General features: G+C 70.1%; 13 protein-coding genes and 1 pseudogene. 13 read left to right on the forward strand and 1 reads right to left on the reverse strand.

The features are described from left to right. The first annotated feature begins 158 nt into the window (after positions 1 to 158). The 5 genes from E5082_RS26645 (at position 159) to E5082_RS32485 (ending at position 3,260) form a co-directional block, all read left to right on the forward strand. Entirely contained in the window at positions 159 to 848 is a 690-nt protein-coding gene (locus E5082_RS26645) for a peptidoglycan-binding protein (RefSeq protein ID WP_308437575.1), read from the forward strand. Further along, on the forward strand, positions 845 to 1,714 hold the full coding sequence (locus E5082_RS26650; RefSeq protein WP_135793807.1) for a helix-turn-helix domain-containing protein: 870 nt from the start codon (positions 845 to 847) through the stop codon (positions 1,712 to 1,714). Before E5082_RS26645 ends, E5082_RS26650 begins: the two co-directional genes overlap by 4 nt. 74 nt (positions 1,715 to 1,788) lie before the next feature. Continuing rightward, positions 1,789 to 2,034 (forward strand): hypothetical protein, encoded by a 246-nt coding sequence (locus E5082_RS26655; RefSeq protein WP_135793808.1) that lies wholly within the window; start codon positions 1,789 to 1,791, stop codon positions 2,032 to 2,034. Positions 2,035 to 2,044: 10 nt separating this feature from the next. Continuing rightward, on the forward strand, positions 2,045 to 3,055 hold the full coding sequence (locus tag E5082_RS26660; protein ID WP_135793809.1) for an aldo/keto reductase: 1,011 nt from the start codon (positions 2,045 to 2,047) through the stop codon (positions 3,053 to 3,055). A gap of 55 nt (positions 3,056 to 3,110) precedes the next feature. Beyond that, positions 3,111 to 3,260 carry a nucleoside triphosphate pyrophosphohydrolase family protein gene (locus tag E5082_RS32485; RefSeq protein ID WP_167514149.1) on the forward strand — a complete coding sequence of 50 codons (150 nt, stop codon included), beginning with the start codon at positions 3,111 to 3,113 and terminating at the stop codon, positions 3,258 to 3,260. Positions 3,261 to 3,273: 13 nt separating this feature from the next. Here the strand turns inward: E5082_RS32485 and E5082_RS26665 are convergent, their stop codons facing one another. After that, complete coding sequence (locus E5082_RS26665; RefSeq protein ID WP_190045401.1) at positions 3,274 to 4,875, reverse strand: serine/threonine-protein kinase; 1,602 nt, start codon at positions 4,873 to 4,875, stop codon at positions 3,274 to 3,276. A 214-nt stretch (positions 4,876 to 5,089) separates the two neighbouring features. On the opposite strand from E5082_RS26665, the gene E5082_RS26670 reads away from it, so the two are divergent. The 8 genes and pseudogenes from E5082_RS26670 to E5082_RS26710 all read left to right on the forward strand — a co-directional run bounded on the left by E5082_RS26670 (position 5,090) and on the right by E5082_RS26710 (position 13,443). Beyond that, positions 5,090 to 6,406 carry an ABC transporter substrate-binding protein gene (locus E5082_RS26670; protein ID WP_135793810.1) on the forward strand — a complete coding sequence of 439 codons (1,317 nt, stop codon included), beginning with the start codon at positions 5,090 to 5,092 and terminating at the stop codon, positions 6,404 to 6,406. 5 nt (positions 6,407 to 6,411) lie between these two features. Beyond that, positions 6,412 to 7,395: a carbohydrate ABC transporter permease gene (locus E5082_RS26675; RefSeq protein ID WP_135793811.1), complete on the forward strand. Its 984-nt coding sequence runs from the start codon at positions 6,412 to 6,414 to the stop codon at positions 7,393 to 7,395. 10 nt (positions 7,396 to 7,405) lie between these two features. After that, on the forward strand, positions 7,406 to 8,245 hold the full coding sequence (locus E5082_RS26680; RefSeq protein ID WP_135794025.1) for a carbohydrate ABC transporter permease: 840 nt from the start codon (positions 7,406 to 7,408) through the stop codon (positions 8,243 to 8,245). Between the two features lie 29 nt (positions 8,246 to 8,274). Further along, on the forward strand, positions 8,275 to 9,639 hold the full coding sequence (locus tag E5082_RS26685) for a GH1 family beta-glucosidase (protein ID WP_135793812.1): 1,365 nt from the start codon (positions 8,275 to 8,277) through the stop codon (positions 9,637 to 9,639). A gap of 120 nt (positions 9,640 to 9,759) precedes the next feature. Then, positions 9,760 to 11,640 (forward strand): discoidin domain-containing protein, encoded by a 1,881-nt coding sequence (locus E5082_RS26690; protein ID WP_135793813.1) that lies wholly within the window; start codon positions 9,760 to 9,762, stop codon positions 11,638 to 11,640. A gap of 49 nt (positions 11,641 to 11,689) precedes the next feature. Beyond that, positions 11,690 to 12,118 (forward strand): annotated as a pseudogene (locus E5082_RS33085) (SAM-dependent methyltransferase); the annotation flags it as partial. A gap of 282 nt (positions 12,119 to 12,400) precedes the next feature. Further along, the gene (locus tag E5082_RS26705) at positions 12,401 to 12,733 is read left to right on the forward strand and encodes a putative quinol monooxygenase (RefSeq protein WP_135793814.1); all 333 of its coding nucleotides are present in this window, start codon (positions 12,401 to 12,403) and stop codon (positions 12,731 to 12,733) included. 389 nt (positions 12,734 to 13,122) lie between these two features. Beyond that, positions 13,123 to 13,443 (forward strand): hypothetical protein, encoded by a 321-nt coding sequence (locus E5082_RS26710; protein WP_135793815.1) that lies wholly within the window; start codon positions 13,123 to 13,125, stop codon positions 13,441 to 13,443. Positions 13,444 to 13,503 lie beyond the last annotated feature (60 nt).

Genomic DNA, 13,503 nt, shown 5'->3' on the forward strand with positions numbered 1-13,503 from the left:
CGAAAGGGGTGCACGGCGGCGCGCGGACCGAGAACCGAGGACCTGGCCATGGCGTATAACACCACCCAGGAGGCACGCACGAAGTCTTCGGTTCCTGAGCGCGGATGGGGTGGAACGTGTCGCGTTGGAAGGCGTTACCGGATTCCCTTGACGACCGTGTGCAGCAGCTGGTCGTCCAATTGCGGCGGCTGAAGGACCGCAGCGGACTGAGCCTGTCGTCGATGGCGTCCAAGACCGGCTACAGCCGCTCTTCCTGGGAGCGCTACCTCAACGGAAAGGCGCTGGCGCCGCGAGAGGCCGTGGAAGAACTGGCGCGGGTGAGCGGCGCGGAGCCGACGAGGCTCCTGGTGCTCCATGAGCTTGCGCAAGAGGCGTGGCGCAGGGAGGAGGTGACGGCCGAAGCGGCTGCCGCGCCGACGCGCGGGGCCGGCGCACGCCGGGCGGCGCCGATCGGTGTCCTCACCGCTGTGCTGCTCGGTGCACTGGTCGTCGGCCTGCTGGTGGCAGCGCCCTGGAGCGGCCACGGGGACAGTGGAAAGGACACGGCCGCCACGGCCCATGGCGTTTACGCCTACAAGCCGGGAAAGACGTACCCCTGCGCGGTCGAACGGAAGAACGGACAGCTGTACGCGGGCTACAGCACCACCCGCACCGCCGTGCTCGGCCAGCCAGGGTGGGACGTCGTGGAGGCCCAGTGCCTGCTGCGCTACTCGGGTTTCGATCCAGGTGGCGTGGACGGCGTGTACGGGGAGATGACGAGGCGGGCCGTCAAGCGGCTGCAGGAGAAAGCCGGACTGGCGACGGACGGCCTGGTGGGCCCGCAGACCTGGAAGGTGCTTCGGAGGTGAAGGACGCCGCACCGGGCACCGCGGCGTCCGCGTGTGCACGGCTTGCTCAGGAGTTGAGCCGGCTGAGGATGCGTACCGGCCTGAGCATGGCTGCATTGGCCAAGGAAACCGCGTACAGCAAATCCTCCTGGGAGCGCTACCTCAATGGCAAGCAACTGCCTGCGCGCCAGGCCGTCGAGGCGCTCTGCGCAAGGGCGCAGGAGCCGCCCGAGCGGCTGCTGGCCCTGTGGGAACTGGCTGATCAGGAGTGGAGCGGGCGGGCCCGGAAGGCAGCGCGCCCGGCAGCCGGAAGATCAGCAGCGCGGCCGGACAGCGACCGGCTCGGCCAGGGCGGTCCGCCCGACGGCCGTGCCGGAGGGACCAGGGACGGTGCCGCGCGCACCACGCTGCGCGTGCGGGCGGTCGTCGCTGCCGTGTGTGTGGCCGGCCTGGCGTCAGGGGTGGGGATGGTCGTGCTCTCCACCGGGGCCGGCACGTCCGCGGGGCGGGCCTCACCCCCCGCAGCACCCGGCCCTGGATGTCACGCACAGACGTGCACGGGCAAGAGCCCCCAGCTGATGGGCTGCGGCATGCCCGGGCGGGCCCACACACTGGGCCCTCAGCGCACCGCCTCCACCGGTGCCCACTTCGAGATCAGGTACAGCGAGCAGTGCGGCGCCGCATGGGCGCGGATGTGGCGCTCACATACCGGTGACGCGGTGGAGGTGTCGGTCCCCAACAGCTCGCCGCAACGGGTCCGGGCCGCCGACAAAAACGACGACGAGGGCTACCTGTTCACCCCCATGATCCGCGCGGGCTATCTCACCGGCCTTCGCGTGTGCTTCGAACCGGCGGGCACCGGGCGCAAGGAGTGCTTCCCGCGCTGACCGACTCCGGTGGAGTCGTACGAATGATGGGCGCGGCGGGCCGCCCTTGGGGCCGGGTTCACGACCTTTCGGCGGTGGCAGCGCAACGGCAACTAAAAAAGCGGCAGTCCTGGAAGGTGCTGCGGGCCGTCGCGCAGGACCCGCAAGCGCGGTTGCGCGCGATCGCTGCCTTCGAGATCACCGGACGAACGATCCTGGCCGTCGTCACCGACCTAGAGCAGGCCGGTTACCTGCGCCGGCGGCGGGGCGGACGGCGCAACCAGGCATCCCGCATGCCCCGGGCCTTTCGCATTTGCGTGAGAGCGCACTCCAACTCCTAGATTCCGAAGCATGCGATACATCAGACTCGGAAAGACCGGGCTGGCAGTCTCCGCCATCACCCTCGGCTGCATGAGCTTCGGCGAGCCGAACCGGGGCGGTGAGCCCTGGTCGCTGGACGTGGACGCCAGCCGGGACATCATCAAGCAGGCCCTTGAGGCCGGCGTCAACTTCCTCGACACGGCCAATGGGTACAGCGCCGGAAGCAGCGAGGAGATCGTCGGTCAGGCGGTCAAGGACTTCACCCGGCGTGAGGAGGTCGTTCTCTCCACCAAGGTCTGGATGCGGATGCGCCCCGGCCCGAACGGCGCCGGGCTGTCCCGTAAGGCGATCTTCGCCGAGCTCGACGCCTCCCTGAAGCGACTGGGGACCGACTACATCGACCTGTACCAGATCCACCGCTGGGACTATGACACTCCGATCGAGGAAACCCTCGAGGCGCTGCACGACGCGGTCAGGTCGGGGAAGGTCCGCTACATCGGCGCCTCTTCCATGTACGCCTGGCAGTTCGCCAAGGCCTTGTACCTGGCTGACCTGAACGGCTGGACCCGGTTCGTGTCGATGCAGGACCACTACAACCTCATCCACCGAGAAGCAGAGCGGGAGATGCTCCCGCTCTGCGCCGACCAGGGCATCGGCGTGATCCCGTGGAGCCCGCTGGCCCGGGGCAGGCTGACGCGGGTCCGGGACACTGCCACGGCGCGTGCCGCAACAGACCCGGGCGGCAAGATTCTCTACCGCGACGGGGACCAGGCAGTGGCCGAGCGCGTCCACGAGATCGCGGGCAAGCGGGGTCTGTCCCCGGCCCAGGTCGCCCTGGCCTGGGTCATGCGCAACCCGGCGGTGACCTCGCCCATCGTCGGGGTCACCAAGCCGGTCCAACTAGCCGACGCGGTCGCTGCGGTGGACGTCGAACTCGACGATGCCGAGGCCGCCTACCTGGAGGAGCCCTACCAGCCGCACGAGGCCGCCTACCTGGAGGAGTCCTTCTACAAGCGGCAGCCGATGGCGGGCTCCCGGTAAGGACGTCCCCTTCGACGACGACGGTCTGCGCGACGGTGAGCACCTGCGCGGCTGGATGACCGACCGCTTCCGCGAAACCCTCACCACCTCCGGCGTCCCCTGGCAGCAGCTCCACGGCGACCGCCGGACCCGCCTGACCGCGGCCCTCCAGGCGGCGGACCGCCTGCTCGCCGACGGCTGGCACCTGGCGGGCCCTCTGGGCTGACCGGTGCGCCCGCTCAGGATTTCGGCCAGACCGTCACGTCCACCATCAGGAAACCCACGTCGGGTGACGCGGTCGACTTGACCTGGACCACCAGGAGGGCGATGTTGCCCGCGCGGTCCCTGGCGCAGATCTCGCTCCCCGTCGCCACGACCGCCAGGGGCAGGTGATGGCTGGTGGCATGACGGAGCTCGAACTCGCACGAGTCGTAGGTGGCGCCCGGTTCGGCGAAGCGCGGGAGGAGCACACTGCTGCGGCTCTCCAGCCAGCACTTCTGTGCGCCGCAGGTGAAGCGGATGTCGCCCTTGCGGTCTTTCCGGACGTCCTGGTCGCCGAGGTCGAGGGAGTTCGTCGCGTCCAGGTGCTGGAGGGGCTCGGCGATGGGCAGCGGTGTCGCGGGGGCGGTGGGGGAAGGACGGGACGTGGCTTCGACCGCGCCGCCCAGGGAGCCGGAGCCGCCGGCGCCCGCCGCCGTTCCCGTTCCCGTTCCCGAGGCATCGGTATCCGGCCCCTGCGAACCCCTCGCCGTGGAACCGTGCGACCCCGCCGAGCCGAGCCCCGCCCACGCCAGGCCCCCCAGCAGCGCCAGGGACATGACGGCCGCGAGGGCGCCCGCGATCAGCGCCACACGCGTCCTGCGGGACATCGGCTCGGCCGGCGGGGGCGCGTAGGGCCAGTGCACGGAGGTGGGAGGGAGCATCCGGGTCGACGGGGCGAGGGGTGCCGGAACCGTCAGCTCCGACCCCCTGATCTCCCGCCAGACGGACGACCCCGTACCGCCGTCGGGGCCCTGGGCGACGCGCTCCCCGCACCACTGGACGATGTCCGCCAAAGTGGCCCGTTCCTTCGGATCGGCGGCCAGGCAGCGGGCGAACAGGGGGCGCAACTCCTCGGGCAGCAACGACAGATCGGGCGCGGAGTGGACGATCCGGTACAGCACGGCGGGCAGCGAGCCGTCGCCGTAGAGCGGTTCACCCAGGGCTGCGAAGGCCGCCGTCTGTCCGAGTGCGAAGACGTCCGTCGCCGGGGTGATCTCGCCGCCGGACGCCTGCTCGGGAGCCATGAACACGGGCGTGCCCATGGCGGCGTCCGTGGCGGTGAACGAGGTGGCGTCGGCGGCCAGGGAGATGCCGAAGTCGATGACGCGGGGGCCGTCGGTGGCCAGCAGCACGTTCGACGGCTTCAGGTCCCGGTGCACGATGCCGGCCCCGTGGATCGCCTGGAGCGCCTCGGCCACGCCCGCCATCAGCCGCAGCACGGCCGGGACCGGCAGCGGTCCGCGCTCGGCCACGACGTCCGCCAGGGAGGGCCCCGGAACGTACAGCGTGGCGAGCCACGGCGGTTCGGCCTCCGGACCGGCGTCGATCAACTCCGCGGTGTACGCGCCCCGGACCCGGCGGGCCGCCGCGATCTCCCGGCGGAACCGGCGCCGGAAGGCGGGGTCGTCGGCCAGCTCCGACCGTACGACCTTGATCGCGACCGGTCGCCCGCCCCGCGTGTGCGCCAGGTAGACCCGCCCCATCCCGCCCGCGCCGAGCCGCGCGGCCAGCCGGTATCCCCCCACCATGACCGGATCGTCCGCCTGAAGCGGCCGGAACGCCTCACTGGACGTGTTCATCGACTCTCCCCCTGCTTCGTCCGGCCCCGGAAACCCGTTCCAGTACAGGACAGTTGACGGGTGATCTTCTCAGAAGGCGAGACCCGCTCACTTACCCGTGCCGCATCCCTTGACGCACCCCCCGCCGGAGGATTAACTCACGTCCTAAATTAAGCCCTGAGGAGCCGACGCGGTTTTCGGGGTTCCCCTCTCCCGGAAAGGGACCGCTGGAGTCATGCGCAGCATCCGAGCCGCGGCCACAGGCGCCGTCGTCATGTCTCTCGCCCTCGCGGCAACGGCGTGCGGAGGAGGTACGGACAGCGGGGACGGAGCCGGTGGCTCGTCCAAGACGCTGACCTACTGGGCCTCCAACCAGGGCGCCAGCATCGCCGTGGACAAGCAGGTGCTCCAGCCGGAGCTGGACAAGTTCGAGAAGCAGACCGGCATCAAGGTCAAGGTCGAGGTCGTGCCGTGGTCCGACCTGCTCAACCGCATCCTCACCGCCACCACCTCCGGCCAGGGCCCGGACGTGCTGAACATCGGCAACACCTGGAGCGCCTCCCTGCAGGCGACCGGCGCGCTGCTGCCCTGGGACGCCAAGAACTTCGCCAAGATCGGCGGACGTGACCGCTTCGTCGACCCCGCGCTCGGCTCCACCGGCGCCGAGGGCAAGGACCCCGCCGCCGTACCGCTGTACTCGATGGCGTACGCCCTCTACTACAACAAGCAGATCTTCGCCGACGCCGGCATCGACGGGCCCCCGGCCACCTGGGACGAACTCGTCGCGGACGGCGCCAAGATCAGGGCCAAGGGCAAGTCCGTGCTCGGCGCCGAGGGGTCGAACCTCTCCGAGAACGTCCACCACGTCTTCGTCTTCGCCAAGCAGCACGACGCCGACTTCTTCTCCGCCGACGGCAAGCCCGACTTCACCAACCCCAAGGTGGTCGACGCCGTCAAGCAGTACGTCGACCTCATGGCCAAGGACAAGGCCATCCCGGCGGGCAACGCCGAGTACGCGCAGAACCAGTCCGTCAGCGACTTCGCCAAGGGCAAGCTGGCCATGCTGCTCTGGCAGTCCGCCGCCGCCAACCTCAAGTCCCAGGGCATGAAGGACGACGCCTACGGTGTCGCCCCGGTACCCGTCCAGAAGGGCACCCCCGGACCCGGCGCCCAGGTCAACTCGATGGCCGCGGGCATCAACATCGCCGTCTTCAAGGACAGCCACAACCTCGACGGCGCCACCGAGTTCGTGAAGTTCATGACCAGCGACGCCGAGCAGAAGATCCTCAACAAGGCGTACAGCTCCATCCCGCCGGTCAAGGCCGCGCAAGCGGACCCCGCGTTCGACGGGCCGTCCACCGCCGTGCTGAAGGACACCCTCGCCAAGAGCGCCGCCGCGCTGCCGCAGGTCGCCACCGAGTCGCAGTTCGAGACCGCCGTCGGCACCGCGGTGAAGGACCTGTTCGCCGACACCGCCGCCGGGCGCGCGGTCACCACCGCCTCCGTCAAGGCCAAGCTGGAGAAGGCCCAGCAGCAGATGCCGGCGGCCTGACGTCCATGACCTCCACCGTTCTGAAGGAACCGGTGCGCGAGGACACCCCCGGTGCGGCGCGCGGCCCGCGCCGCACCGGGCGGTCCCGCCGCACCGCGCTCCCGTACCTGCTCCTGCTGCCCGCCCTGGTCTTCGAACTCCTCGTGCATCTGGTGCCGATGGTCATCGGCACCCTGATGAGCTTCCGGTCCATCACCCGCTTCACCCTGCGCGACTGGAGCAACGCCCCCTGGACCGGCCTGCGCAACTACCGCGTGGCCGTGGACTTCGACGCCCCGGCCGGCGAGGCGCTGCTGCGCTCCTTCGCCGTCACCGTCGGCTTCACCCTGCTCTCCGTCGCCCTGTGCTGGGCGCTCGGCACCGCCGCCGCCATCTTCATGCAGGACACCTTCCGGGGCCGCGGCATCCTGCGCGCCCTGTTCCTGGTGCCGTACGCGCTGCCCGTCTACGCGGCCGTGATCACCTGGGTGTTCATGTTCCAGCACGACAACGGCCTGGTGAACCACGTCCTGCACGACCAGCTCCACCTCACCGACAAGCCGTCCTTCTGGCTCATCGGCGACAACAGCTTCTACGCCCTGCTCACCGTCTCGGTGTGGAAGGGCTGGCCGTTCGCCTTCCTCATCGTGATGGCCGGCCTGCAGAACATCCCGCGCGAACTCTACGAAGCCGCCGCCCTGGACGGCGCCGGGATGTGGCAGCAGATCCGCCGCATCACCCTGCCGTCCCTGCGCCCGGTCAACCAGGTACTGGTCCTGGTGCTGTTCCTGTGGACGTTCAACGACTTCAACACGCCCTACGTCCTGTTCGGCCGGGCGGCGCCCGAGGCCGCCGACCTGATCTCCGTGCACATCTACCAAACCACCTTCCTCACCTGGGACTTCGGCACCGGCTCCGCCATGTCCGTCCTGCTGCTGCTCTTCCTGCTGGCCGTGACCGGCGGATACCTGCTGTTCACCTCGCGCGGAAGGAGGGCCGGAAATGGCTGACTCGTCGCCCATGGCGCCGCCCCGTACGTTCCTGTGGTCCCGCCGGATCTTCCTCACCCTGCTCACCGGCTTCGTGCTGCTGCCCGTCTACGTCATGGTCTCCAGCTCGCTCAAGCCGCTCGCCGACGTCACCGGCAAGTTCCGCTGGCTGCCGAGCGAGTTGACGATCCGGCCGTACATCGACATCTGGTCCACCGTGCCGCTCGCCCGGTACTTCGTGAACTCGCTGATCGTCGCCGGATCGGCCACGATCTGCTCGGTCGTCATCGCGGTCTTCGCCGCCTACGCGGTCAGCCGGTACGACTTCCGGGGCAAGCGTGTCTTCACGGTCACCGTGCTGTCCACGCAGATGTTCCCCGGCATCCTCTTCCTGCTCCCGCTGTTCCTGATCTACATCAACATCGGCAACGCCACCGGGATCGCCCTGTTCGGCTCGCGCGGCGGGCTGATCCTGACGTATCTGACCTTCTCGCTGCCGTTCTCCATCTGGATGCTGATCGGGTACTTCGACTCGGTGCCGCGCGACCTCGACGAGGCGGCGCTGGTGGACGGCTGCGGCCCGCTCGGCGCCCTGTTCCGGGTGGTCGTGCCGGCCGCGGTGCCGGGCATCGTCGCCGTCGCCGTCTACGCCTTCATGACCGCGTGGGGAGAAGTCCTCTTCGCGTCCGTGATGACCAACGACACCACCCGCACCCTCGCCGTCGGACTCCAGGGCTACTCCACCCTCTACAACGTCTACTGGAACCAGATCATGGCCGCCTCGCTCGTGGTGAGCGTCCCCGTGGTCGCCGGGTTCCTGCTGCTCCAGCGCTATCTCGTCACCGGACTGACGGCGGGCGCCGTCAAGTGACCGACTCCCCGCACCTCGAAGGGACTTCCATGTCCGAGCCCATCGACCTCGCCGCCTTCCCGGACAACTTCCGCTGGGGCACGGCCACGTCGGCGTACCAGATCGAGGGCGCCGTCGCCGAGGACGGCCGCTCACCGTCGATCTGGGACACCTTCTCGCACACCCCCGGCAAGATCGACGGCGACGACAACGGCGACATCGCCTGCGACCACTACCACCGCTGGCGCGACGACCTCGGCCTGATGCGCCAACTGGGCGTGGACATGTACCGGCTCTCCGTCGCCTGGCCGCGTGTGATGCCCGGCGGCGACGGCCCCGTCAACCCCAAGGGGCTGGCCTTCTACGACGAGTTGACCGACGCCCTGCTGGAGGCGGGCATCACCCCCTCCGTCACCCTCTACCACTGGGACCTGCCGCAGGTGCTCCAGGACCGGGGCGGCTGGCCGGAGCGGGACACCGCCGAGCACTTCGCCGCGTACGCCTCGGCCGTCGCCGAACGGCTCGGTGACCGTGTCACCCACTGGGCCACCCTGAACGAGCCCCTCTGCTCGGCCTGGATCGGCCACCTCGAAGGCAAGATGGCCCCCGGCTGGACCGACCTCACCGCTGCCGTCCGCGCCTCCTACCACCTGCTCCTCGGCCACGGCCTCGCCACGCAGGCGATCCGCGCCACCGCGCCCGACGCGGAGATCGGCATCGTCACCAACCTCTCCACCGTGCACGCCGCCACCGACCGCCCCGAGGACGTGGCCGCCGCACACCGCCAGGACGGTCACGTCAACCGCTGGTGGCTCGACCCGGTGCACGGCCGCGGCTTCCCCGCCGACATGGTCGAGTTGTACGGCGTGGAACTGCCCCAGAAGCCGGGCGACCTGGAGACCATCGCCGCCCCGCTGGACTGGCTGGGCCTGAACTACTACATGCCCGCCCATGTCGCCGACGACCCCCACGGGCCCGCTCCGTACACCCGTTCCGTGCGCCGGGAGGGTGTACCGCGCACCGGTATGGACTGGGAGATCGACGCGAGCGGCCTCGAGACCCTGCTGCTGCGCCTCACCGAGGAGTACGGCGCCCGCAGGATCTACGTCACCGAGAACGGCTCGTCCTTCCCCGACCGGGTCGGCCCGGACGGCACCGTCGACGACCCCGAGCGCCGGGCCTACCTGGAGAGCCACCTGGCCGCCTGCGCCTCCGCCGTCGCCAAGGGCGCCCCGCTCGCCGGCTACTTCGCCTGGTCCCTGATGGACAACTTCGAGTGGGCGTACGGCTACGACAAGCGGTTCGGCCTCTTCCACGTCGACTACGCGACCCAGGCCCGCACGATCAAGGCCAGCGGGCGCCGGTACGCGGAGATCATCGACACCCACCGCAGGCTCGGGCGCCGCGCGGCCTGAGCCCCCCCCGGGGCGGGCGCGCTCACCCCGTGCCCGCCCCCCGCCTTCCATGTGACACGCACCAGGCACCGCACTGTCCAGGCCCCCGCACCGCCGACAGATCCTTCCGAGGAGAGCCGCATGCCGTCACGCACCCCCCGCACCCTGCTCACCGCACTCGCCGCCGTCGCCCTGCTCGCCGGGACCACGGCCCTCACCGCCCCCGCCACCGCGGCGCCGGCCGCCGCGGCCGCCACCTGGGACACCGACCGCGCCGCCACCGCCTACGCCGCCAACCCCGCCGCCGTCACCGCCTCCGGCAGCGAGAAGGCCGGCACCGCCGCCGCGCTCGCCTTCGACGGCAACGGCGCCACCCGCTGGTCCAGCAACTTCGCCGACGACGCCTGGATCCGCGTCGACCTCGGCAGCACGATCCGCGTCGACCGCGTGGTCCTCGACTGGGAGGCCGCGTACGGCAAGAGATACGTCCTGGAGGTCTCCCGCAACGGCACCGACTGGACGCCGTTCTACACCGAGACCGCGGGCACCGGCGGCTCCGTCACCGCGCACACCTACCCGCAGGAGGTGACCGGCCGCTACGTCCGCCTGCGCGGCCTCGAACGCGCCACGCCGTACGGGTACTCGCTGTACTCCTTCAAGGTCTACGGGGGTGAGCCCGCGGCCGCCTCCACCACCCGCACCAACCTCGCGCTCAACCACCCCGCGTACTCCAACCTCTACCAGCACGCCGGGAACTCACCGGCGTTCGTCACCGACGGCGGCTGGCCCGCCAGCCTCAAGGGCGACAGCACCCGTTGGTCCAGCGACTGGAACGCCGACCGGTGGGTGTCGGTCGACCTCGGCGCGACCTCCACCATCTCCTCCGTCGACCTGTACTGGGAGTCGGCCTACGCCGTCGACTACCTGCTCCAGGTCTCCGACGACAACCGCACCTGGCGCACCGTGTACCAGCCGTCCGCCGCCGAGGTCTCGGCCCGCCGCGCCAACGTGCAGGCGCCCGGCGACGCGGCCGGACTGCACGACGCGGTCACCCTCCCGACTCCGGCCACCGGGCGCTATGTCCGCATGCTCGGCAAGGAGCGCCGCTCCTTCTACAACCCGGCGCCCTCCACCGCGCAATTCGGCTACTCGCTCTACGAGTTCCAGGTCTGGGGCACCGGCGGCAGCGCCTCGGCGTCCTACCCGGCGCTGCCCGGCGAGCAGTCCGGCAGCTACCAGACCACGTTCTTCGACGACTTCACCGGTGCGGCCCTCGACCGCTCCAAGTGGCGTGTGGTGCGCACCGGTTCCGAGATGGGGTCCGTCAACGGCGAGTCCCAGGCGTACGTCGACTCGGCCGACAACATCCGTACCGACAACGGCGAGCTGATCCTCCGGGCGAAGTACTGCAAGGGCTGCACCAAGGCGGGCGGCGGCACCTACGACTTCACCTCCGGCCGCATCGACACCCACACCAAGTTCGACTTCAGCTACGGCAAGGTGAGCGCCCGGATGAAGCTGCCGGTCGGCGACGGGTTCTGGCCCGCCTTCTGGCTGCTGGGCAGCAACGTGGACGACCCGTCCGTCTCCTGGCCCGCGTCCGGTGAGACGGACATCATGGAGAACATCGGCTACGGCGACTGGACCAGCTCCGCGCTGCACGGGCCCGGTTACTCGGCGGACGGTAACATCGGCGCCCGCCAGACCTACCCGAACGGCGGCCGCGCGGACCAGTGGCACACCTACGCCGTGGAGTGGACGCCGACCGCGATGCGGTTCTACGTCGACGACCGACTCGTCCAGGAGACGACCCGCAACAAGCTGGAATCGACGCGCGGGCAGTGGGTGTTCGACCACAACCAGTACGTCATTCTGAACCTCGCCCTGGGCGGCGCCTACCCGGCCGGCTGGAACCAGGTCACCTCGCCGTACTGGGGGCTGCCGCAGTCCAGCGTGGACCGAATCGCCGGCGGGGGAGTGCAGGCGGAGGTGGACTGGGTGCGCGTGGAACAGAAGCGGTAGCCGTGCGGCGGATACTCTTCCGGCGCAGGCCGGTTCCGTGACCCCGCGCATGGAGGAGTGTCCCGTGCGGATCGACACCAGCAAGCCCCATCCCGCCCGCGTCTACGACTGGCTGCTGGGCGGGAAGGACAACTACCCGGTCGACCAGCAGGTGGGCGAGACGCTGCCCGAGCAGTCCCGGCGCAGCGCCGCCCGCAACCGGGAGTTCATGCACCGCGCCGCCGCATGGCTGGCGGCGCGGGGCATCGACCAGTTCCTCGACATCGGCACCGGCATCCCCACCGAGCCGAACCTGCACCAAAGCGATCCCGCGCGGGAAGAACGACGACGGGTCCGGCGTCGGCGGAAACTCCGCCTGAAGGCCGCCCTCCTCGGACGCTCCAGGGGCGGGCGGACCAGCAGGGTCCACCTCGCCGCCGACCGCAGGTGCCGCCCGCTGGCGTTCATCCTGACCGCCGGCCAGGCAGCGGACATCCGACTGCACCTGCCGCGGACCAAGGTCCCTCCGTACGGGAACGGGAAACTGGTACTCCGGTCGTAACGATCCGTCCGCCACTATGGCGACGCATTCGGTGTCGTGGAGTCCGCTGGCCGGCACCCGCGAGCTGAGATCGTACGATCGCGTCGCCATGAGTCCTGATGGCGCGGACGGAACGCAAGCGAAGCCCGCCTGCCCGTGGATCGGCTCGCCGTCCGGCCGGTGCCGTATACACAACGTCTGTTCCCATGCAGGGTGCACAGACATCAGCGAAGGAATCCCATGATCTTCATCACCGCGAAGTTCCGAGTGCGTCCTGAAGACGCCGACCGTTGGCCCGAGATCGCCGCTGACTTCACCCGGGAGACGCGCGCCGAGCCCGGCTGTCTGTGGTTCGACTGGTCGCGCAGCGTGGACGATCCGACGGAGTACGTCCTGGTCGAGGCCTTCCGCGACGACGAGGCAGGGGCCAGGCATGTGCAGTCCGCGCACTTCAAGGCTGCGCAGCAGACGCTGCCGCCGCATCTGGTCGAGACGCCGCGCATCGTGAACGTGAGCGTTCCGCAGGATGACTGGTCGTTCCTTGGGGAGATGGCGGTCCCAGGACAGCAGTAGCTCCTTGTCCATGCCTCAGAGCGGTGGGCTCGCGCTACGACCGCCACGGCTCCCCGCTCCGTCCGCGGCGCTCACGGGGGCACAGCAGGGCGAGTGCGGACACTTCGAGGGGAGGCCGAGTAGGTCGCCACGGCGTCGTGGGCGTCGGCGGCACGCAGCAGCCCTGGCCCGGCGCACTGAGCGGCGTCCATACCGAAGGGCAGCGGCGGCCGCCGCTGCCCTTCGGCACGGCACGTGTCGGGCGGAGGAAGCGACATCTGCTCACCTGTCCCGTGGTCGTCGGCCGGGGCACGCGGCTCTTCCCCACGACCGGCTCGGAGACTGGACTTGAGCTGGACGACTTGCAGTCCACCCCGAAGGGCGGAGGGCTGACCGCCACGGTTGCGACCGTGGGCATTCGGCAGTACGCGAGCGCGAGCGATGCCGCCGAGTCGTTCACCGCGATGGAGAAGGCACTCGAGACCTGCCACCAGGAGACCTATCAGGGGTCGGTGCTGAAGTACTCGCCGATGAGCGTGGACAAGCTCGGCGATCAGTCCTTGGGCGTACGCATCGACAGCGACGGCACCACGCTGCTCCAGCAGTTCACCCTCGACGGGCCCACCCTGATCAACGTCGGCACCGGCGGCCTCACGAACGCGGAAGCCGACACGGCCACCAAGCTCCTGCGCGACCAGGTCGACCGGTACGAGGCCGCAGCCCGGAAGTAGGCCGGGCTGCGAGAGTGTGCATCCTTTGCCCACCTTGATCGGAACTTTGCCGCCCCTTTG

Origin of the sequence: Streptomyces griseoluteus (assembly GCF_004784465.1) — a bacterium.
GTDB classification, from domain to species: Bacteria; Actinomycetota; Actinomycetes; order Streptomycetales; family Streptomycetaceae; genus Streptomyces; species Streptomyces griseoluteus.

Coding starts and splice junctions, on each gene's coding strand:
- E5082_RS26675 (WP_135793811.1), top strand. CDS start 6,412: ATGACCTCCACCGTTCTGAAGGAACCGGTGCGCGAGGACACCCCCGGT.
- E5082_RS26705 (WP_135793814.1), top strand. CDS start 12,401: ATGATCTTCATCACCGCGAAGTTCCGAGTGCGTCCTGAAGACGCCGAC.
- E5082_RS32485 (WP_167514149.1), top strand. CDS start 3,111: ATGACCGACCGCTTCCGCGAAACCCTCACCACCTCCGGCGTCCCCTGG.
- E5082_RS26680 (WP_135794025.1), top strand. CDS start 7,406: ATGGCGCCGCCCCGTACGTTCCTGTGGTCCCGCCGGATCTTCCTCACC.
- E5082_RS26685 (WP_135793812.1), top strand. CDS start 8,275: ATGTCCGAGCCCATCGACCTCGCCGCCTTCCCGGACAACTTCCGCTGG.
- E5082_RS26690 (WP_135793813.1), top strand. CDS start 9,760: ATGCCGTCACGCACCCCCCGCACCCTGCTCACCGCACTCGCCGCCGTC.
- E5082_RS26660 (WP_135793809.1), top strand. CDS start 2,045: ATGCGATACATCAGACTCGGAAAGACCGGGCTGGCAGTCTCCGCCATC.
- E5082_RS26665 (WP_190045401.1), bottom strand. CDS start 4,875: ATGAACACGTCCAGTGAGGCGTTCCGGCCGCTTCAGGCGGACGATCCG.
- E5082_RS26670 (WP_135793810.1), top strand. CDS start 5,090: ATGCGCAGCATCCGAGCCGCGGCCACAGGCGCCGTCGTCATGTCTCTC.